Below are 19,076 nucleotides of genomic sequence, written 5' to 3'. Positions count from 1 at the left end.
CCCGCCGGGAGGAGGACGGCATGAACACCAGGACGAGGGCCGACCGGAGGCTGGAACGGTTCGTCAGGGACCGGGTCGGGGAGGCCGACCGCGGCCGCCCGGACCCGTGCACGCGCTCCCACCTGGCGCTCCTCGCCACCGTGGACGCGCTCCGCGAGGAGGCGTCCGAGGAGGAGGACCGGAACTGGGCGGAGACCCTCGCGGACGTCTTCGGCGGATGGTTCTCCGGGGACGACCCCGCGGAGGAGGACCCGGCTGCGGACCCCGGCGTCTTCGGGGACGATCCCGAGCGGACCGCCGCCGCGGTGGCGGTGCGGGTGCTCGCGTGCGTCGCGCTCGCCTACGAGGACCACCCGGCGTTCGACCCGGAGTGGCGGCGCCTCCTGCCGGACCGGGCACGCCGGGGCGGGGGCGGGCGGCGGCCGTGAGACGGCCACCGTCCCGTATCCGATCGGGACGGTGGCCTCCCGCGGTGCCCCTCCCGCTACCGGAAGGACTCCGCGGACATCTAGATGTTCCCGGGCCCGGCGCCGCCACGCACGATCGAGGGGACGTCTTCGGCCGGGTCGAGGTCGTACGCGTACGGGATCGCGGCGACGTCGCCGCCTCCGGTCTCGGGCTCGCCCGAGCCGTCGTAGACGTTGTCCCGCTCCTCGACGGCGCCGATGTCCGAGTCGGCGTAGCCGGTGTGGGTCGGGTTGTCGACCCCCTCGAAGTAGTTGCCCTCGACCAGGACGCCGCCGCCCATGGTGGAGGCGACACCGTACTCCGCGTTGTCGAGGTAGTAGTTGTTGAACACGTGGACGGGGTTGCCGAAGCGCACCCGCGGGTGCCGGCTCCCCGTCCCGTCGTAGAAGTTGTGGTGGAAGGTCACCCGGAGGTGCCCCTCGTCCTCGGTGTGCCCGTCCGAGTGCCCGACGAGGGACGTCTTCTCGTGGTCGAAGAAGTGGTTCCAGGAGACGGTCACGAAGTCGGACTCGCGCTTGGTGTCCACCGCGCCGTCGTAGCCGTCGGTGAAGCTGTTGTGGTCGATCCAGATGTTGGTCGAGCCCTCCTGGATGTTGACGGCGTCGTCGTCCCAGCCGGAGAAGGCGATGTTCTGGACGATGACGTTGCTGACGCCGCTGATGTCGAGCCCGCCGCCGGTGATCTCCGCGCCGTCCAGGCCGATGATCGTCGTGTCCGAGGGCACGTCGTTCATGCCGGAGATGTCGATGGAGCCGCTGACCTGGATGACCTGGGGCCCGTCGCCCTCCAGGGCGTCGAGGAACTCGGATCCGGAGGAGACGGTGACGGTGTCGCCGCCCTCGCCCCCGGTGGTGCCGCCGTTCTGGGACGCCCAGCCCTGCGGGCTGCCCGCCGCCGCCGAAGCGCTGCCGGGGACGCCGAGCAGTCCGAGGGCGAGGGCGGCCGCGCCGAGCGCCGCGCCGCCGACGCCGAGCGCCCGGACCGAGGGGGTCTTCGGGTGTTCTGTTCTCATGGGGGGTTCTCCTCGTTCTGGTGTGAGGGAGGGGCGGTGCGCCGGGGGGTTCTCCGGAGGCCGGCCGCGCACCGGTCGGCGCCGGCTCCGTTCCGGCGGACGCGAGAGTGGGGACCGCGCCCGCCGGGCCTGTGGTCGGAGACCGCCCGGCGCCGCGGCGTGACCGGCGCGATTCGCGGGGTCCGCGGGGCCTTCGACGGCCCCGACCCGCGGTGACGCGGTTCGTGCGTGCGGCGTGCCCAGGGGTGTGCGCATGGCGGGTCTCTTCCGGGAGGGGTCTGAAGAGTGACGCGGCCCCGCACGGTCCGGGGCCGGTGTGCCGTTGCCGCCCGGTTGCCCGAGCGGTCCGACCATGATCTGAAAGCGCTTTCCGTGCCAGGACGGTAAATCGGCGACCGACGCCATGTCAACACTCCATGTCCGGAGAATCACCGTCCGATTACGCAGCGCCAAAGGGAATCCGCGACATCCTCCCTGGTGAACGGGCTTGTGATCACCTGCTGGAACCGCGTCGGCATTCTCCGAAATGGACGCCGTCCCAGGTGGCACCGCGCACGGATATGCCTTCCCGGCGTATTTTCAGGACTTTGATCGGTAAGCGCTTGCCGTAGAATGCGCGGCGTCCCGCGCCGGTATCCGGCATTCCGCGACCGGAGGACCCACCGCGTGACCGGCCGGGACCCGGACCTCCCCGCACGCCCTCGGAGACCGGCCCCGGACGACGGACGGCGCCCGCCGGAACAGTGTCCGGCGGGCGCCGTCGTCGCGGGCCGCGGTCCCGCCCCGCCTCGGCGGGGCGCTCACTCCTTCGCCGCGAGCGGGCCCTCCTTGCGGCCGTACCAGGGCCACCACTCCACCGTGCGCCCGTGCGGGATCATCCGGTCGAGGCGGATGGTCACCCTCAGCGCGAACCCGCCGGCCAGCATCCCGGCCACCAGGTCCGTGAACCAGTGGAAGTGCAGGTAGATGGAGACGGTCGACTGCAGCAGGGCGATGCCCACGATGCAGTACGCCAGGCGCCGGATGATGTGCGGCCGCGCGGCGCCGAACCTGATGATCAGGAAGAGCACCAGCCCGTAGATCAGGATCGCGTTGGCCCCGTGCCCGGAGGGGAAGGCCACGTTCCCGGGGCCCATGAAGAAGTCCGGGTCGAAGTGCTTGGCGTGCCCGCGGTTGGTGCCCAGCTTCATCACGGACACCAGGGACATCATCCCCACGACCCCGACCGTGCCCAGCACGATCGGCCGCCAGCTCCGGTGCCAGTAGGCGAGCTGCAGCACCGTGACACCCAGGACGGGCAGCGCCACGGCACGGGAGGCGACCGTGTCCGGCCAGAGGATCAGCGGTTCGCGGAGCACGTCCCAGTAGGGCCGGGGCAGCTCGTTCAGGAAGTTGTCCACGGGGTGCAGCGGGCCCGCCGCGAGCATCGTCATCACGATCAGCGCCACGGCGAGCATGATGGCCACACGGTCGGAGGCGACGCCCCACGCGATCTCGCTCACGCTCGGCCAGCGGACCGCGCGCACGACAGGGGGGCCGGGGGCGTACTCGGTGGCACGCACCACGGGGATGGGTCCGCTGTACGGCCCCGCCGCCGGGGTCGTACGCTCTTCCCTGTCGTGTGGTTGGTTCAACTGCCTGGACCGTGGATGTCGGGTCCTCGAAGAGTGCGTCATGTGCTCAGTGCTGTCTCACACGTCGTGGGCTTGCCTGTGGCACCTGGGAAGCGTGGGGGACGGGCTAGCCGTGGTTGCTGGAACTGATCCTGACGTCCTCAGGGTCGACTCGGGGTTGGGACGGGCGCCGGGGTAGACCTACCCCGCTCATCCCGTTCGACGGCCCTACCCGGGGACTGGTTCACTATGTCGTGACCGGCCACCGGTCGGGTGCCGTGTCGGGGAAGACGCGGCCCAACAGTGCTGGATGTGTCGCGCCGGGTCCCTCCCGGCGATGTTCGGCGCAGGTCAAGGCGCTCTTGTCGGACTCGTTGCCGTTGCGTGGCCCCTACCACGTACAACGGTGGGTGAGTGTTGCCAACAGATGAGCCTACCCGGACACTTCGCCGCATCGGCGGCACGGCCGCTCAAGTGCGGCGCCTCTGCCTCGTGCTTTGCCGCGGGCCCCGTCTGCGGTCCCCGGCGGTTCACCGCGGCGCGACACGTTCGTGAGCCATCCGTTAGCCTTTCGAGGCCTACTGGCCGGTTGACCCGTCGGCGTGTGGCACCCTTCAAAGAGCTTGTACGAAGCTGAGCGAACCGGCCCGGGCACACGGTGTGCGCGGGCCGTGGAACGGAAGGGCCCTGGATGGTCGACCTGCCCCAGTTGCCGGATGATCCCTCGAAGCTCGCGCGCGAGCCGCTGAGGGAGCAGATCCGGCAGGTACTGGTCGAGGGCCTGCTGTCCGGACGCTGGCAGCCCGGCGAGCGGATCGTGGAACGCCGCGTCGCGACCGAGCTGAAGGTGAGCCAGGCGCCGGTCCGCGAGGCGCTCCGGGAGCTGGAGACCCTGCGCCTGATCGAGACCGTGCCCAACAAGGGCGCCCGCGTGCGGGACTTCGGGGTCCAGGACATGGCGGAGATCTACCCGGTCCGCGCCGGCCTCGAGCTCGTCGCCGCCAGGTTGGCCGCGCCCCGGCTCGCCGCCGACCCCTCCGCGCTGGAGCGCGAGGTGGAGGCCCTCAAGCGGGCGACCGCGGAGGGGGACGTCTCCGAGCAGATCAGGCACAGCGTGGAGTTCCACCGGGAGATCGTGCGGGCCGCCGACAACAGCGTGCTGCTGCACACGTGGGAGTCGCTGGGCGTCGAGGTGTGGACCGCGCTGTCCGTGCGCTGGCTGAACATGGAGCTGCACGCCAAGGCCGCCGACCACGACCAGATCACCCGGGCGTTCCGTGACGGCGACCCGTCGGTGGGGGACATGGTCAGCGAGCACGTCCTCAACTACGTCGAGGCCGCGCTGAAGTCCCACGAGAGCGTGCGCTGAGGCCGTTCTCCGCTTCGGGGGAGGCGCCCGGATCCCTCCCCGCGTGTCGCCTTCCCGCCCCGGATCCCGCCTTTCGGCCTTGACCTGCCCCGTTGCACCAAACTTGGGCTATCTGCCGTAAAGTCGTATTGATCGATCATCGATCAGACCGTAGAGTGTGCGCGACGCACGTCACACGTACGCGCGCGCCCCCTCGGATGCGCGGAGTCGTTCATCCGGCCGGTGGACGAACCCTCGCGACCGACACTGCCACGCCGAGCCACGGATGCATAGGGCAGTGGAGACCGGGAAGCAATGCGGTCGGGGGTCCGGGCGACAACTGCACACGAGACCCCACGAGCGCTTCGCGTCCGGGAAGGACGAGCCACGCTTCCCGCGACGCGCCCCGCAACAGCCACAGAGCACCGCAGCCGAATGAGCCCGGCGGCGGCGCACGCCGAGGTCGCGCCCGACAGCGGGACCGCGGCGGGCCTGGCACCCCGGCCCACAGGCCGGGGCGACAGGCCTTCTCGTACGTAGAAAGGCACACCATGGCTGACACGGCCAAGCCGAAGACCGGCACCGCCCGGTCCTCAGGGACCCGGCGGCGCGGTCGCAAGGACACCGCCGCCGGCCTCGCCGGCGAGACCCCCGACGTCCTCCTCGACTACTACCGCCAGATGCTGTTCATCCGGCGGTTCGAGGAGCGCACCGCGCAGGCCTACACGCAGGCCCGGATCGGCGGCTACTGCCACCTCAACCTCGGTGAGGAAGCCACCGTCGTCGGCCTGATGACCGCCCTCCAGCAGCGCGACTACCTGTTCACGAACTACCGTGACCACGGGTACGCGATCGGCAAGGGCATGGACCCCAAGCGGGTCATGGCCGAGCTCTACGGACGCTCCGACGGCGTGTCCAGGGGCTGGGGCGGCTCCATGCACATGTACGACACCGAGACCCGCATGCTCGGCGGCTACGGCATCGTCGGCGGCCAGCTCCCGCTGGCCACGGGCGCCGCCCTGGCCATCTCCTACCGGGGCGGCGACGAGGTCGTCATGTGCCAGATGGGCGACGGCACCACCAACATCGGCGCCTGGCACGAGTCCCTCAACATCGCCAAGCTGTGGAACCTGCCCATCGTGTTCGTGGTGATCAACAACTTCACCGGCATGGGCACCACCGTCGACATGTCCTCCGCCGAGCCCGAGCTGTACAAGCGCGGCTCCGCCTTCCGCATCGAGGGCGAGCGCGTGGACGGCCGCGACGTGCTCGCGGTCCGCGACACCGCCGCCCGCCTGGTCGAGCGCGCCCGCGAGGAGCAGACGCCGTTCCTGCTGGAGGCGTGGAGCTACCGGATGAAGGGCCACTCCGTGGTCGACCCGGCCAAGTACCGCACCGACGAGCAGAAGGACGAGGCCCGGTCCGAGGAGAACGACCCGATCGCCCTCTTCGACTCCCGGCTCTCCGAGGCCGGCATCCTCACGGACGAGCTGCGCGACGAGCTCGCCGCGTCCGTCAAGGAGGAGGTGGCCGAGGCCGCCGACTTCGCCGAGAACAGCCCGCACCCGGACGTGTCCACGCTGTTCGACTACACGTACGCCACGCCCGTCCCCAACGAGTCGCGCCGCATGCCCGCCGACCCGGTGTTCGCAGAGTAGAGAGGGACCGAGCACATGTCTGTGATCACTTACCGCCAGGCTCTGCGCGACACGCTCCGCGCGGAGATGGTCCGCGACGAGAACGTCCTCGTCATGGGCGAGGAGATCGGCGTCTTCGAGGGCTCCTACAAGATCACGGAGGGCCTGCTCAAGGAGTTCGGCCCCCGCAGGGTCAAGGACACCCCGATCGCCGAGGAGGGCTTCGTCGGCGCCGCCATCGGCGCGGCCATGCTCGGCCTGCGCCCCGTCGTCGAGCTGATGACGATCAACTTCTCGCTGATCGCCATCGACCAGATCATCAACCACGCCGCCAAGATCTACGGGATGTTCGGCGGCCAGACCAGCGTGCCCATGGTCATCCGCACCCCCGGGGGCGGCGGCCAGCAGCTCGGCGCCACGCACTCGCAGAACATCGAGCTGTTCTACTCGTTCATCCCCGGCCTCAAGGTGCTCGCTCCCAGCACCCCGGCCGAGGCCTCCGCGATGCTGCGCGCGGCCATCCGCGACGACGACCCGGTCCTGTTCCTGGAGAACCTGGGCCTGTACAACTCCAAGGGCGAGGTCCCCGACGACTACGCCCAGCCGTCGAACGACACCGTCGCCACGATCGGCCGGGCCAAGGTGACCCGCGAGGGCTCCGACATCACCCTCATCGGCTACTCCCGGATGGCGATGGTCGCCACCCAGGTCGCCGAGAAGCTGGCCGAGGAGGACATCAGCGTCGAGGTCGTCGACCTGTGCAGCCTCCGGCCCCTCGACCGCCAGACCTTCGTCGACTCGGTCAAGAAGACCGGCGCCGCGGTGATCTGCGAGGACGACTGGCTGACCTACGGCATCGGCGCGGAGATCGCCGCGTCGATCCAGGAGGGCGCCTTCGACTACCTGGACGCCCCGGTGCGCCGGGTCGCGATGGCCGAGGTCCCGATGCCGTACGCCAAGCCGCTGGAGACGGCCGCCCTGCCGTCGGTCGAGTCGATCAGCACCGCCATCAAGGAGACCCTGAGCGCCGTCGGCAAACGGGTCGGGTAGAGGGAGATTCCAAGTATGAGCGAGATCCAGATGCCGCGCCTCTCCGACACCATGGAGGAAGGCGTCATCAGTACGTGGGTCAAGCAGGTGGGCGACAAGGTCGCCTCCGGTGACGTCCTGGTCGAGATCGAGACCGACAAGGCCGTCATGGAGTACGAGGCCTACGAGGACGGCTACCTGGTCAAGCAGTCCGTGTCCGAGGGCGACACGGTGCCGATCGGCGCCGTCATCGGCGTGATCGGCGACTCCCCCGACGCGGTGCCGGAGGACTCCGGTTCCGGCGGTTCCGAGCCCGCGGAGGAGTCCTCCGGCTCCGCCGGGGCGGAGGAGGCCGCCTCCGAGTCCGCCGAGGAGTCCGCTCCCGCCGAGGCCCCCGCCCCGTCGTCCGGCGGCGGCGAGGACGGTCCGCGTCCGCGCACGTCCCCCCTGGCCCGCAGGCTGGCCCGGGAGTACGGCCTGGACATCAACAGCATCCAGGGGTCGGGCCCCAAGGGCCGGATCGTGCGCGCCGACATCGAGGCCGCCGCCAAGGACGGGGCGGCCCGCGAGTCGGCCCCCGCTGCGCCGGCCGCGAAGGAGACGCGGCCCGCACCGGCCGCGGCCCAGGCCGCGCCGGCGTTCGACGACGGCCGCGACTCCGAGGAGCTCAAGGTCAGCAACGTGCGCAAGGTGATCGCGCGCCGCCTGACCGAGAGCAAGCAGACGGTGCCGCACTTCTACCTGCGGCGCACGATCGACGCCGAGGCCCTCAAGGGCTTCCGCGGCCAGATCAACGAGCAGCTGGCGTCCACGGGTGCGAAGATCAGCTTCAACGACCTGATCGTCAAGGCGTGCGCGACGGCGCTCAAGCTGCACCCGGCCGTCAACACCTCGTGGGTCGACGACAAGCTGCTCCAGCACCACCGGATCAACGTCGGCGTGGCCGTCGCCGTGGACGCCGGGCTGGTCGTGCCGGTGCTGCACGACACCGACAAGGCGACGCTGTCGGAGATCTCCACGCGCACGCGCGAGCTGGCGGGCAAGGCCCGTGACGGCAAGCTGAAGCCGCAGGAGATGAGCGGCGGCACGTTCAGCGTGTCCAACCTGGGCATGTTCGGCGTGGACAGCTTCTCGGCGGTCATCAACCCGCCGGAGGCGGCGATCCTCGCGGTCGGCGCGATGCGCCAGGAGCCGGTGGTCGTGGACGGCGAGGTCGTCGTGCGCAACCGGATCTCCCTGGAGCTGTCGGTGGACCACCGCGCGGTGGACGGCGCGGTCGGCGCGGCCTTCCTGAAGGACCTCGCGGAGATCCTGGAAGAGCCGATGCGGATCATCCTGTAGCACCCGCAGCACCCGCACGCGGACGCCCCGGCCGAGCAACGGCCGGGGCGTCCGCCGTTCCCGGAACCGCCGCGCGCCGGCGGGTCGGCGAGCCCTGTCCACAGCCTGTGGACAAAGCGGTCCGGCGAAGAAGCCGGAAGGCGTGCGGGCGGCCGGGGCGACAGGTCACCAGGGCGACATGGCGACGACCTGGCCGAGGAGGACGCCCCCCGCGACGGCGAGGACGTAGGACAGCGCCCGCCGTCCGGACCACCGGACCCGTCGGGCACGGGGCCGCCGATGACGCCCACCTTCGGCGGACACGGGACCCGCCTCCGGGACGTCCGATCGGGCCGGGGCCCGTTCCAGCTGAACGCGACGTTCCTCCGCCACCCTCATCCAGTGGGGCAGGGCTCCGTGTTCGAGCCGGTAGGCGACCCGTGGGTTGCCGTGCATCCGGTCGAGGAGCTGCTGTTCCCTGGTGGGCGGGGTGGGCCCGGGGGTGTGGGAGGTGAGAGCGGTGCGGGAGGGACGGTGTCCACGAGGCATGGAGGGCACCGCACGCATGTGCGGGTCAACGGCGGTGGTCATCAGCCGGTCCCCCCGGTGGTGAACTCGGCCCACACGGCCGTGCCCAGGCCGGCACAGAAGGGAAAGGGGACCACCGGGTAGGTGCCCCACGCTCGCGCGAGGGCGTCGACCAGGAGCAGGCCGCGTCCGCGTTCGGCGCTCGTCCACTCCGCTTCGGTGCGCCGCGCCGGGATCTCCGGGGAGGACTCCCGTGCCCCGTCGTCCACGACGACCAGGCGCAGCACGCCCGGTTCCGGTACGAGGAGCGCGCGCAGCACCCGGCCGTCCGGGTCGGCTCCCGAGCGGGTGTGCTCGACGGCGTTGGCGGCCATCTCGCTCACGCACAGGACGACGGTCTCCACCAGGTCCTCGGTGAACCCGGCGAGGTCGGAGCGCAGGTCCGCACGGATCGTGCTCGTCCGGGAGAGGTCTCCGGGGTAGATCCGCGCAGGCCATCGGTGTTCCGCGGGGATCGTGTGCGGCAGAATGGACATGTCGACAACTCGCTTTCTGGATTATCGCTTGGTGGTGTCGGCCTGCTCTGGGGGTGTTCTCAGCACCCGCCAGAGCTTTTTCGCGAGGGGCCTCAGCGGGAGACCCGGGACGGGGAGAGGGCGGCCACGAGCCCGTTGTCCTCACCGTCGCCGCTGGTGATCGCCTTGCGTTCCGCCGGGGGCTTGAGGGATTCGGCGATGTGGACCAGGAGGTCCAGGGAGTCGCTGACCGGGAGTGCCGCGCCGCGCAGGTCCTCGAACAGGTCGGAGAAGGCCCGGACCTCCTGGGGCGCGGAGACGAGCTGACCGTCCCCGCAGGGGGAGACCAGGTGGGCGACGGTGTACACCGGTCCCAGGGACAGGAGGCGGAACGGTCCCATCGGGCAGGGGTGTTCGGCCACGTCGGCCGGGACGACCTGGAGACACAGCCCGCTCGCCCGCATGGAACCGATGAGGCGGCCCAGCTGTTCGCGCATCACCTCGGCCCCGCCCACCCGGGTCCGCACCGCGGCTTCGTTGACCACCACCCGCAGCGAAGCCGTGCTGTTCCAGCCGAGCGACTGCCCCACGGCCCTTCCCCGCGCACGGCCGAGCGCGGTCGCGTAGGCGTGGGTCTGGACCGTCGTGGGAAGCGCCCCGGGGTGGAACTCGCGCAGGGCGCTCACCGAGGAGTCGAGTTCGTGCGGCCGGGCCCCCGACTCCAGATGGGTGTTGAGCGTGGCACGGGCCCAGGCGTTGACCAGGCTGCCCTGCGCGTCGAGTTTGCGGTCCAGGTACTCGGCGAGATGGCGCGGGACGGCCGTGTCGCCCTCCTCCACCCGGCGGAGTTCGGAGGCCCCGCACACCTCCCGTATCACCAGGTCGTTGAGGCTGAGCCCGGCCGCCTCCCGCAGTTCCCCCACCCGCCGCCCGAACCGCTTCCACTCCCCGTCCGGACCGCCCCTCACCTCGTCTGTCCCTCGACGCCCACCAGAGTTCGCCATTGGACCTCGCCTTCCGAAACTCACGGAATCTACCTGTGAACAGGCGGCACACGAGAGCTTGAGAGCCACACGAGCACACTGTGTGACTCCTCGTATCTCTGTGCCACCCGGACGTTCAGTGTCACCCAACGCTCGCTAAAAAACAACCTGCTTTAGCAAGTTCGTTTGGGAAGTTCGTTTCACAGGTTCCTTGACGTGGTGTGTGGCATTCTGGAGACATGACCGCCAAGGCTTCTCCCCCGACCGCCCCAACGGTCGCGCGCTGGATACTGGCCCGAGAACTTCGCCGGCTCCGAGGTGACCGCCCCTTCAACCAGGTGGTCAAGGCCGTCCGGGCGCAGTCGTCCTCCTTGTCCCGCTGGGAATCGGGAAAGGCTGACGGGCAGGTCCCGGGTGTGCACAGCCTGGAGCGTCTACTGGCGTACTACGAGGTGGGACCGGACGAGGTCGCTCGCATCATGGAGCTGCGCAGGATCGCTCGCACCCCGGGTTGGTGGCAGGGACATGACGTCGAGAAGCACTACGGCACCTTCATCGGTCTCGAAGAAGCCGCCTTCGAGTTGTCCACCTTCGAGTCCCAGCTGATCCCAGGGCTCTTCCAGACAGAGGATTACGCGCGTTCGGTCATCCGAGCTGTCCATGTGGCGAACCGGGCGTCACCAGAGGACATCGAGGATCTGGTTCAAGTCCGCATGCGCCGTCAGTCCGCCTGGCAAGAGCGGGGAACACCGCATGTCTGGGCCATCGTCGGTGAGGCTGCAATCCGGCAAGCGGTCGGTGGACCGTCCACCATGCGGCAGCAGCTGGAGCGGCTTCTGGAGCTGAGCGAAGTCCAGGAACGTGTCACTTTTCAGGTCCTTCCCTATTCATCCGGTAGCCACAGCGCTATGGAGATGGCATGTTTCACCGTGCTGGACGTTCAGGAGGCAGGGCTGTCCACCGTGTTCATCGAAGGACCTACGGCACAGCTCTTCCTGGACTGGCCGAAGGACGTGGAACACTACCGCCGCATCTTCGAGCATTTGCGGAAGTCCGCGCTCAACACAACCGACACACAAGCCCTCGTGGCCAGCATCAGAGAAGGTTTCGAGTGATGAACACCCTGACGTTCCGCAGGTCCAGCTACAGCGGCGGCTCGAACAACTGCGTCGAAGTCGCGGACGCGCCGAACCTGCACGCGGTCCGGGACTCCAAGTCTCCCGAGCAGGCTCCCCTCGCCTTCGACCGCGCCGAGTGGCGGGCCTTCCTCAGCACCGCCCAGAGCGACCAGCCCTAGCCTCCGCACCACCTCCGCCCCCGGTCGTCGGCCGGGGGCGTCGTCGTTCAGGAAGCAGACCAGGCGCGGAACTGCTCCCGTGCGGCATCGGACCTGAGGCGCAGCCGCACGACACTCTCGTGGCCATATCCGGTCACGTAAAACGTCTGGTCGACCCCGCAGAGTCATGACACGATCCTCCTAGAATATTCTCGACTATGAGAAGGCAGGCGCTGATGCGGCTGACGTTCCTGGGCACCGACAGCGAGGACGGACACTGCCCGACCCTCTACAAGACAGATCGCGGCACCATCGTTGTTCAGGGGTACAAGGTCTTCGATCCCGAAGCGATGGGCGACGTCCGAGACCTGGCGGACAACGAAACCCTGGTCGAGATCCCCAGCGAACTCCTCCGGTACGCGAACGAAGGCAAGTGACGCATGGCCAGGGTCATCACCGACGACGAGTTCTCACAGCAGTTCAAGGACTTCAAGCACACGGCCTGGAAACTGGAGGTCCGCGACCGCTACAACGTCGGCAAGGAAACCCAGGACATCCAGTGGTTCCTCCAGACCGGCGACCTCGGGCGTGAGGCGAACTTCGCCCAGACCTCTGCATGGCACAGGAACGTCACCAGCGGTCGCGCCGAGGGAAAGACCTGGCAGCGCGTCCGAGTCGTCTCGGAGCCCTTGAGCGACTACATCCGCTGGGAACATGCCGTCACCCGCTTCAACATCGAAGCAGGAGAAGACATCCGATGGCTCCCCCGGCACCACCCGGGTGCGGCTGAGCTACCGAACTTCGACTTCTGGTTGTTCGACAGCGAGTGGGGTTGCCTCCTGCACTTCGATGACGATGACGTCCCCTTCAAGTCCGAGAGCATCGATGACCCGGCCACGATCGCCCGCTACTGCCGGTGGCGCGATATCGCCTGGCACCATGCGATCCCACACGGCGAGTACGACCCCAAGAGCAGTGAGCGGTTCAATATCTAGGTGACCTACAGCATCGATCGTGCCCGGCAGGATCTGGGCAGGCGGCTCCGCGAGATACGCCGGTCAGCGGGACTGACCGGCGTACAGCTCGCGGAGCTGTTGGCGTGGAGCCAGCCAAAAATCTCCAAGATCGAGACCGGGCGCCAGGCCCCGGAGGCAACTGAGATTGCCAACTGGGTCCAGGCCTGCGGAAGGGCAGACGAGGCGGCCGACCTCATCAACCGTTTGAACGAACTTGAGTCGATGTGGATCGCCTGGAAAGACCAATTGCGTCATGGCCATAGCGGGATCCAGGCACGCATAGCCAGCGAAGAGAAGCAAATTCGTGTCTTCCGCGGCTATGAACCGACGCTCATTCCCGGCCTGTTCCAGACACCGGACTACGCTCGTGCGGTGCTTGAGGCGGCGAACCGGAAGAACAGGTCGGCCTCTGACATCGAAGACGCCGTGCAGCAACGGATCAAGCGCCAAGAGGTGCTCTACCGCCGCGACAAGAGTTTTCGTTACATCGTCGCCGAGGCCGCCTTACACCACAGGCGTGGCAACCGAGACACCATGGCCGCCCAGATGGATCGACTGATCACGTTGAGCAGGCTTTCCAATATCTCCTTCGGCATCATCCCTTTTGACTCATCCTCCCCTTATCTACCCAACCACGGTTTTTTGATCCGGGACGAAACATCTGTTGTCGTCGAAACGATTTCCGCTGAACTGACCTTAAGCCACCAAATCGAGGTCGAGCAGTACCTTCACGTTTTCCAAATGACCGCGTCGGGCGCCTGCTTCAACAGCCAGGCAAGGACCCTGATCGGAAACGCGGCAAGACAAGCCAGCACTTGACCAATAAACGACCCAGGGACGAGCGTCCAGCATTATTCTGGATTATTCTCTCCAGGGCCAAAATTATGTTTCTCATTCGAATACCTGAGAATCTTCGTAGTCGAGAGGTACTCACTTCCATAGCTTGCTCCCAGGTTCAACGAAAGGGGCTCACATGGAAGAGCAGTTCGATGGCGCCCGACCCCGATCGACCTCGGCGACGCGGCGGTCCCGACCCAGGGTGACGACGACCACGGCGTTGAGAACATCGATGACAGCTATCGCTCCTCCCAAGGGCACGACGACCCTCCCGAGCCCGCCCCGGCGCCGGCCACTCCTTCCCCGTGCCGCCGACTGCGACAACTGCCGGGGAAGCGGATGGGTCTTCCCCGGTGGGGACGGTCAAGGACCGTGGACCGACAAACAGCCCGTGCAGTGCCCGCTGTGCAGCGGAACAGGGAAGGTATGAGGGAGTGACCGACCTCGACCGGGCCCATGCCCTCCTGACGGACCGGCTGGACACCACCGACGAGATCCGGGCCGCCTTCGCGGCCCACCCCCGCCACCAGTACGTCCCCGACGTGATCTGGCCCGGTGCGGTCGGGGCCGCGCTGGACCGGGCCGACGACCCGGACGGGTGGGCGGCTTCCGTCTACGCGGACGACTACGTCACCACGCAGACCGACGACGGCGCCGCCGGCCCCGTGAACATCCCGACCTCGTCCTCCTCCGCGCCCCAGCTCATGGCGGACATGCTCCGGGCGGCCGAGATCGAACCGGGCATGCGTGTGGTGGAGATCGGCACCGGAACCGGGTGGAACGCCGCGATCCTCGCGTCCCTCGTCGGCCCCACCGGATCGGTGACGAGCGTGGAGATCGACCCCGACGTGGCCGCGCACGCCCGAGGCCGCCTCACGGGAACCGACGTGGAGGTGGTTACCGGCACCGCCCCGGGCGGATCCGAGGTCTTCGACGCCCTCATCGCCACGTGCGCGGTCCGGCGGGTCCCCCTCGCATGGGTGGAACTGGTCGGTCGCGACGCGCGGCTGGTGGTCCCCTGGGCGCCCTACCCCGAGGGCGGGCCCACACCCGTCGTCGCGCTGCGCAGGACGGGGCCCGCCACCGCCGTCGGCCCACTGGTCCGTGACGCCTCGTTCATGCGCGACCGCAGACAGCGCGGGGCCCGGCAGAGGTTCCCGGGAACCGGTGAGGAGGCCACCGAGCAAACGGTCTTCCCCGAGGGATCGAGGGACCTCCTGCGCAACGACCGGCTGACCCGGCTCGTGCTCACCTGCCCGGAGCTGTACATCGCCGTGGGAGGCCGCCCCTGGGCGGGCGGCGCCGCACCGGTCGTCGCCCTGGGAGAAGGCGACGACTGGACCCACATCTGGCCGAACGGTTCAGCCACAGGCAACGGCACGAGGGCTCTGACCGCCTTCACGAAGGCGTACACGATGTGGGAAGAGGCGGGGTGGCCAGGCTTGAACTCCCTCACGTTGGAGGTGGACGCGCGGAGCGGTGCCCACACCCTCCGCTCCTGCCTGGGCATGTGGAAGCACCCGGTACAGGCCCATGCGTCACCGACAGGACGGACCGCACTACCTACACAGCGCAGGACTGGAAGTTGACAGGCCCACAGGGCTCGCGGAGGTCGGCCCCGTTCCCGACCACGAGACGCTGATCGAGGACCCCGAAGGGGTCCTGAGGTACTACGCCCACCATTGCCAGGAGGAAGACCGCTGACCAGGTTCATCAACCCCGGACCGGAGTTCCAAGAGCTCTTCGAATCCTTCGAGCACACCGCCTTCCGCCTGGAAACACGCGACCGCTACGACGCTCCGTACGAGAACGAGTCGCTGCGCAAGTTCCTCGCCGAAGAACCCGATGACCTGCCCTGGATGCAGAGCTGGCTCGACATGATCAGGGAGGCCACCGCCGCAGGACGTCGGTTCTCCCGGGTTCGGGTGGTCACGATCCCGCTGACCGACTACAGCCGCTTCGGTGTCTGGTGCGCCCAGTTCACCAACGGCGCCGGCGAGGACATCCGCTACCTCGAACGCGGCGAAGCCGAAACCGCCGGACTACCCCAGCACGACTACTGGCTGTTCGACTCACGCACCCTCCTCAGGATGCATTTCGATGACTCCGACACCTTCTTTGGCGGTGAGATCGTCGAGGATCCGGACGTGATCGTTCAGCACAACCACTGGCGTGACGCGGCATGGCACCACGCCACCAGACGGGACGATTTTGCCGCCGACCAGCGGATCCAGCGCGTCCAACGTCCGCGAGGCACGTAACGCTCTGGGCAAGCGGCTCCGCGAGCTGCGCCGACAAGCCGACCTGAGCGGCAAGCAGCTCGTGGAGTCGCTGTCGTGGCCGGCTTCCAAGCGCTCCGAACTGGAGAACAGCCACCAGCTCCCCGAGTGAGAACGGCATCCGGGCCGCCTTCGCGGGCCATCCCCGCCACGAGTACGTCCCCGACGTGATCTGGTCCAGCGCGGTCGGGGCCGCGCTGGACCGGGCCGAGAACCCGGACGGGTGAGCGGGTGGCACGCGGGAACGCCCGGTGCGGGTCCGGGTGCCGCCGGCCCGCCCGGGGAACGGTGCGGTCCCTCTCGCCGATCTCCGGCGGGACCGGGAAGGGCATCCGTTCGACGGCCCCCCGCTGCGGTGCGGGCCGGGTACGGTCGGCCGCATGGCCCTCATCCTGCACCTGACCGAGCTGGAGCGCTGGACCGCCGGCGGCGACGTCGAGGCCGACTCCCTGCGCGAACAGGGGTTCGTGCACGCCTCCCCGGACGAGCCGACGCTGCTCGCCGTGGCGAACGCGCTGTACTCCGACGCGGCCGGCCCCATGGTCGCCCTCGTCGTGGACACGGACGCCGTCGAGGCCGAGGTCGGCTGGGAGGCCCCCGACCCCGTCCCTCCGCCGGGGGTGGGCCCGGAGGTGCTCTTCCCGCACGTCTACGGCCCCCTGCCGCGGGGCGCGGTGCGCAAGGTGCTCCACCTGAGAAGGGACCCCTTCGGCGGCTACACCGCGGCGGAGGAGCGGTCGGCCACCGCCGAGCTCCTGGACCTGCTGCCGCACCCGGAGGGCGGCTGGTACCGGCCGACCTGGCGTGCCGGGACGCAGGTCCGGCCGGGGGGCCGCCCGGGGCCGCGGCCCACCGCCACGGGGATCACGTTCCTGCTGGGGCCCGGTGAGGAGTCGCGCTGGCACCGGCTGGGCCACGAGGAGGTGTGGGCCTTCCACCGCGGCGGTCCGCTGTGGCTGGAGCTGGGCGGGCGCGGGGACTCCCCCGTGTCCGAGGGCGGCGCGGTGCTGGGCCCCGCGATCGAGAAGGGCGAGCACCTCCAGCTCGTGGTCCCCCGCGACACCTGGCAGACCGCCCGTCCGCTGTCGGACGAGGAGGTCATCGCCGGCTGCTTCGTGTCGCCGGGCTTCGACTTCGCCGACTTCGAGGCCGCCGGGGACTGACCGGCCGCCGTGGGACGCCACCGGTCCGCGACCGAGCACGGGACCGCCGGACTGCGCGGCCGGGGAGGCCCCGCCGACATGCGGCGACCCCGGACGGGGCCTCCCGTCCGGGGTCGCTCCTTGGCCCGGGGCCTCCCGGTCAGGCGTGCCCCATCTCCGGCTGGGTGTGGCCTATCGCGGGACCGCCGTAGCCCATCCGGGGACGGCTCACACGCATGCCGAGACGCTCGTCGCCCGCCACGGGCCGGACCTCGCGCACGCCGGGCCGGTCCTCGTCCGCCACGGGCCGCGCCTCACGCGCCCCCGGCCGGTCCTCACGCGCCGCGGGAAGGGCCTCACGCATGCTGAGGCGGTCCCCGCCCGCGCCGGGGCGCTCGTCGTCCTCCCCGAGCCGGTCGCCGTCCGTCCCGGGCCGGTCCTCGCCCTGGTGCGCCTGGGCCCCTCCCGGGCCCCCGTTCCGGCCGTTGGCCACGTTGCTGTGCTGGCCGACACTGGACGGGAGCGTGTGGCGCGCCCTCCCCTTGTCGATGCCGAGGAAGCGGTTGAGGTGCCCCTTCTTGCCGACGACGAACCAGGCGACGGCGCCGAACAGCGGGAACCAGAGGATGAAGATGATCCACAGGAGCTTGCCGCCCCCCGTGGTGTCGCCGTGGGCCAGCGCGGAGACCACGGCGGCGATCACCAGCACCAGCAGGGCCAGACCGATGACCAGGAAGACCAGCCCGGTGATCCCGCTCATCCAGGCGACGGCAGTGTCCGTACTGTCAGCAAGGCTCGTGAACATGACTCTCCCAAGCATGACGTGATCGTATTGTCACGCAGAGTAGTCTTTTGGGGTGCCCACTCCCGTGCATTTCGTGGTTTTCGGGCGTTTCCCCGCCTTGGGGTCCCGGTTCCGATTCTTCGGACCGCGCGCGGCCGGACCGAAGACTTTCGATTAGCGCCCCCTACCAGGTCTTTTCACTGCTTTACTGGGAACCATGGGCGAGCTTCGGCGATCTTGCAGGTTCACTCCCCTCCTCCGAACCGGCGTCTGCACCGGAAACGGTGGCGGCACCGGCCCCCGCGACCACCAACTCGGGCGTACCGCCCCCATTTCGCGCAAGCACAGAGACACCCCGTCCACGGGAGGCCCCGCGTACCGGGCCTCATGACCGTGGTGAGGCAACCGCGCTACCTGTGGCTGGCCGAGCAGCTTCGCGAGCCGATCCTGCGCGGGGAGATGCCGCCCGGCACACGTCTCCCCTCCAGGACCCGGCTGGCACGCTCCTACCGGGTCAGCGAGCAGATCTCCCGTACCGCGCTCCGACTCCTGGTGACCGAGGGCCTCGTCGAGGCCAGGCCCGGCTCCGGGTACTTCGTACGCACGGTCCCCGAGCTCTTCCGGCTGTGCCGGACGGACTCCTCCTCCGGCTCCGGCCTGGGCAAACTCCGACGTGAGGACATCGGCACCGAGCAGGAGCCGTGCTCGGCGCCGCTGAGCTCACGGCTGCGGCTGCGCGACGGGGAGCCCGTCTACCGGACCACCTCGCGGGGCCTGGCCTCGGAGCTGCCCATCACACTGCACCAGTCCTGGGAACCGGCGTCACTCACCGCCGGGACCCTGCGCACCCCCTTCGACGCGGCGCCCGACATCGGCCTGCTCGACCGGCTCAGCGCCGCGGGCCACCCGGTCGACCGCGTGGTCGAGGAGGTGGGCGTGCGCTCCCTGCGCGACTCCGAGGCCTCACTGCTCGGATCGGCCCCCGGCATACCCGTGCTGGTGGTGGAGCGCACCCACTTCAGCGCCAACCGGCCCGTCGAGACCTCGGACCTCATCGGGACGGCCGAGCAGTGTCGACTCCTCTACAAACTGACACTGGCCCGGCCCCGCCGGCCCGGGGACCCGCGGCGCCGCTGAGGGGCGCACCGCCCCCGGCGCCGACCCGGACACGACGAAGGGCGGTGGGGGGGCCCCCCCCCCCCCGGGGGGGGGCCCCCCCCCCCCCCCCCGGGGCCCCCCCGGGGGGGGGCGGGGGGGCCGGCCGCGGGGGGGGGGGGGGGGGGGGGCGG

20 protein-coding genes and 1 pseudogene are annotated in these 19,076 nt (G+C 69.6%); 15 read left to right on the top strand and 6 right to left on the bottom strand.

The window, feature by feature from the left end:
- The first annotated feature begins 20 nt into the window (after positions 1 to 20).
- Positions 21 to 428: a hypothetical protein gene (locus ACIRPH_RS18960; protein ID WP_402916066.1), complete on the top strand. Its 408-nt coding sequence runs from the start codon at positions 21 to 23 to the stop codon at positions 426 to 428.
- Between the two features lie 80 nt (positions 429 to 508).
- On the opposite strand, the gene ACIRPH_RS18955 is transcribed toward ACIRPH_RS18960, so the two are convergent.
- Positions 509 to 1,480 (bottom strand): polysaccharide lyase family 1 protein, encoded by a 972-nt coding sequence (locus ACIRPH_RS18955; RefSeq protein ID WP_402916064.1) that lies wholly within the window; start codon positions 1,478 to 1,480, stop codon positions 509 to 511.
- A gap of 800 nt (positions 1,481 to 2,280) precedes the next feature.
- Positions 2,281 to 3,045, bottom strand: coding sequence for a phosphatase PAP2 family protein (locus ACIRPH_RS18950; RefSeq protein WP_330160001.1), 765 nt, complete (start codon positions 3,043 to 3,045; stop codon positions 2,281 to 2,283).
- Positions 3,046 to 3,784: 739 nt separating this feature from the next.
- Between ACIRPH_RS18950 and ACIRPH_RS18945 the strand changes: the two genes are divergently transcribed.
- The 4 genes from ACIRPH_RS18945 to ACIRPH_RS18930 all read left to right on the top strand — a co-directional run bounded on the left by ACIRPH_RS18945 (position 3,785) and on the right by ACIRPH_RS18930 (position 8,448).
- A complete protein-coding gene (locus ACIRPH_RS18945) occupies positions 3,785 to 4,462 on the top strand; it encodes a GntR family transcriptional regulator (RefSeq protein WP_402916061.1) in 678 nt (225 codons plus the stop codon).
- Positions 4,463 to 4,992: 530 nt separating this feature from the next.
- The gene (gene pdhA / locus ACIRPH_RS18940) at positions 4,993 to 6,099 is read left to right on the top strand and encodes a pyruvate dehydrogenase (acetyl-transferring) E1 component subunit alpha (protein ID WP_402916059.1); all 1,107 of its coding nucleotides are present in this window, start codon (positions 4,993 to 4,995) and stop codon (positions 6,097 to 6,099) included.
- Between the two features lie 15 nt (positions 6,100 to 6,114).
- Positions 6,115 to 7,128: an alpha-ketoacid dehydrogenase subunit beta gene (locus tag ACIRPH_RS18935; RefSeq protein WP_402916057.1), complete on the top strand. Its 1,014-nt coding sequence runs from the start codon at positions 6,115 to 6,117 to the stop codon at positions 7,126 to 7,128.
- Positions 7,129 to 7,143: 15 nt separating this feature from the next.
- Complete coding sequence (locus ACIRPH_RS18930; protein ID WP_402916055.1) at positions 7,144 to 8,448, top strand: dihydrolipoamide acetyltransferase family protein; 1,305 nt, start codon at positions 7,144 to 7,146, stop codon at positions 8,446 to 8,448.
- Between the two features lie 165 nt (positions 8,449 to 8,613).
- Here the strand turns inward: ACIRPH_RS18930 and ACIRPH_RS18925 are convergent, their stop codons facing one another.
- From ACIRPH_RS18925 to ACIRPH_RS18915, 3 genes are all read right to left on the bottom strand, one after another.
- Positions 8,614 to 9,018 carry a hypothetical protein gene (locus tag ACIRPH_RS18925; RefSeq protein ID WP_402916053.1) on the bottom strand — a complete coding sequence of 135 codons (405 nt, stop codon included), beginning with the start codon at positions 9,016 to 9,018 and terminating at the stop codon, positions 8,614 to 8,616.
- Positions 9,018 to 9,491 carry an ATP-binding protein gene (locus ACIRPH_RS18920; protein WP_402916051.1) on the bottom strand — a complete coding sequence of 158 codons (474 nt, stop codon included), beginning with the start codon at positions 9,489 to 9,491 and terminating at the stop codon, positions 9,018 to 9,020. Before ACIRPH_RS18920 ends, ACIRPH_RS18925 begins: the two co-directional genes overlap by 1 nt.
- 92 nt (positions 9,492 to 9,583) lie before the next feature.
- Positions 9,584 to 10,438: a helix-turn-helix domain-containing protein gene (locus ACIRPH_RS18915; RefSeq protein ID WP_402916049.1), complete on the bottom strand. Its 855-nt coding sequence runs from the start codon at positions 10,436 to 10,438 to the stop codon at positions 9,584 to 9,586.
- A gap of 254 nt (positions 10,439 to 10,692) precedes the next feature.
- Here ACIRPH_RS18915 and ACIRPH_RS18910 point away from each other — a divergent pair, with 254 nt between their 5' ends.
- The 9 genes from ACIRPH_RS18910 to ACIRPH_RS18870 all read left to right on the top strand — a co-directional run bounded on the left by ACIRPH_RS18910 (position 10,693) and on the right by ACIRPH_RS18870 (position 17,024).
- On the top strand, positions 10,693 to 11,568 hold the full coding sequence (locus ACIRPH_RS18910; RefSeq protein ID WP_402916047.1) for a helix-turn-helix domain-containing protein: 876 nt from the start codon (positions 10,693 to 10,695) through the stop codon (positions 11,566 to 11,568).
- Complete coding sequence (locus ACIRPH_RS18905; RefSeq protein WP_402916045.1) at positions 11,568 to 11,750, top strand: DUF397 domain-containing protein; 183 nt, start codon at positions 11,568 to 11,570, stop codon at positions 11,748 to 11,750. Before ACIRPH_RS18910 ends, ACIRPH_RS18905 begins: the two co-directional genes overlap by 1 nt.
- Before the next feature lie 215 nt (positions 11,751 to 11,965).
- Entirely contained in the window at positions 11,966 to 12,166 is a 201-nt protein-coding gene (locus ACIRPH_RS18900; protein WP_330160020.1) for a hypothetical protein, read from the top strand.
- A gap of 3 nt (positions 12,167 to 12,169) precedes the next feature.
- On the top strand, positions 12,170 to 12,724 hold the full coding sequence (locus ACIRPH_RS18895; RefSeq protein ID WP_402916043.1) for a DUF6879 family protein: 555 nt from the start codon (positions 12,170 to 12,172) through the stop codon (positions 12,722 to 12,724).
- Positions 12,725 to 13,564 carry a helix-turn-helix domain-containing protein gene (locus ACIRPH_RS18890; protein ID WP_402916041.1) on the top strand — a complete coding sequence of 280 codons (840 nt, stop codon included), beginning with the start codon at positions 12,725 to 12,727 and terminating at the stop codon, positions 13,562 to 13,564.
- Positions 13,565 to 14,016: 452 nt separating this feature from the next.
- Positions 14,017 to 15,171: an rRNA adenine N-6-methyltransferase family protein gene (locus tag ACIRPH_RS18885; RefSeq protein ID WP_402916039.1), complete on the top strand. Its 1,155-nt coding sequence runs from the start codon at positions 14,017 to 14,019 to the stop codon at positions 15,169 to 15,171.
- A gap of 93 nt (positions 15,172 to 15,264) precedes the next feature.
- Positions 15,265 to 15,843, top strand: coding sequence for a DUF6879 family protein (locus ACIRPH_RS18880; protein ID WP_402916037.1), 579 nt, complete (start codon positions 15,265 to 15,267; stop codon positions 15,841 to 15,843).
- On the top strand, positions 15,794 to 15,973 hold the full coding sequence (locus ACIRPH_RS18875) for a helix-turn-helix domain-containing protein (RefSeq protein WP_402916035.1): 180 nt from the start codon (positions 15,794 to 15,796) through the stop codon (positions 15,971 to 15,973). Before ACIRPH_RS18880 ends, ACIRPH_RS18875 begins: the two co-directional genes overlap by 50 nt.
- 268 nt (positions 15,974 to 16,241) lie before the next feature.
- Positions 16,242 to 17,024, top strand: coding sequence for a cupin domain-containing protein (locus ACIRPH_RS18870; protein ID WP_402916033.1), 783 nt, complete (start codon positions 16,242 to 16,244; stop codon positions 17,022 to 17,024).
- A 451-nt stretch (positions 17,025 to 17,475) separates the two neighbouring features.
- Here the strand turns inward: ACIRPH_RS18870 and ACIRPH_RS18865 are convergent.
- Positions 17,476 to 17,808 (bottom strand): annotated as a pseudogene (locus ACIRPH_RS18865) (PLD nuclease N-terminal domain-containing protein); the annotation flags it as partial.
- A 366-nt stretch (positions 17,809 to 18,174) separates the two neighbouring features.
- On the opposite strand from ACIRPH_RS18865, the gene ACIRPH_RS18860 reads away from it, so the two are divergent.
- Positions 18,175 to 18,924, top strand: coding sequence for a GntR family transcriptional regulator (locus tag ACIRPH_RS18860; RefSeq protein ID WP_378554227.1), 750 nt, complete (start codon positions 18,175 to 18,177; stop codon positions 18,922 to 18,924).
- Positions 18,925 to 19,076 lie beyond the last annotated feature (152 nt).

This window comes from Nocardiopsis sp. NPDC101807, assembly GCF_044766605.1.
Classification (GTDB): domain Bacteria; phylum Actinomycetota; class Actinomycetes; order Streptosporangiales; family Streptosporangiaceae; genus Nocardiopsis; species Nocardiopsis tropica.
Note: the sequence above shows the minus strand (reverse complement) of the source record. Positions and strands in the feature narration are given on the sequence as shown.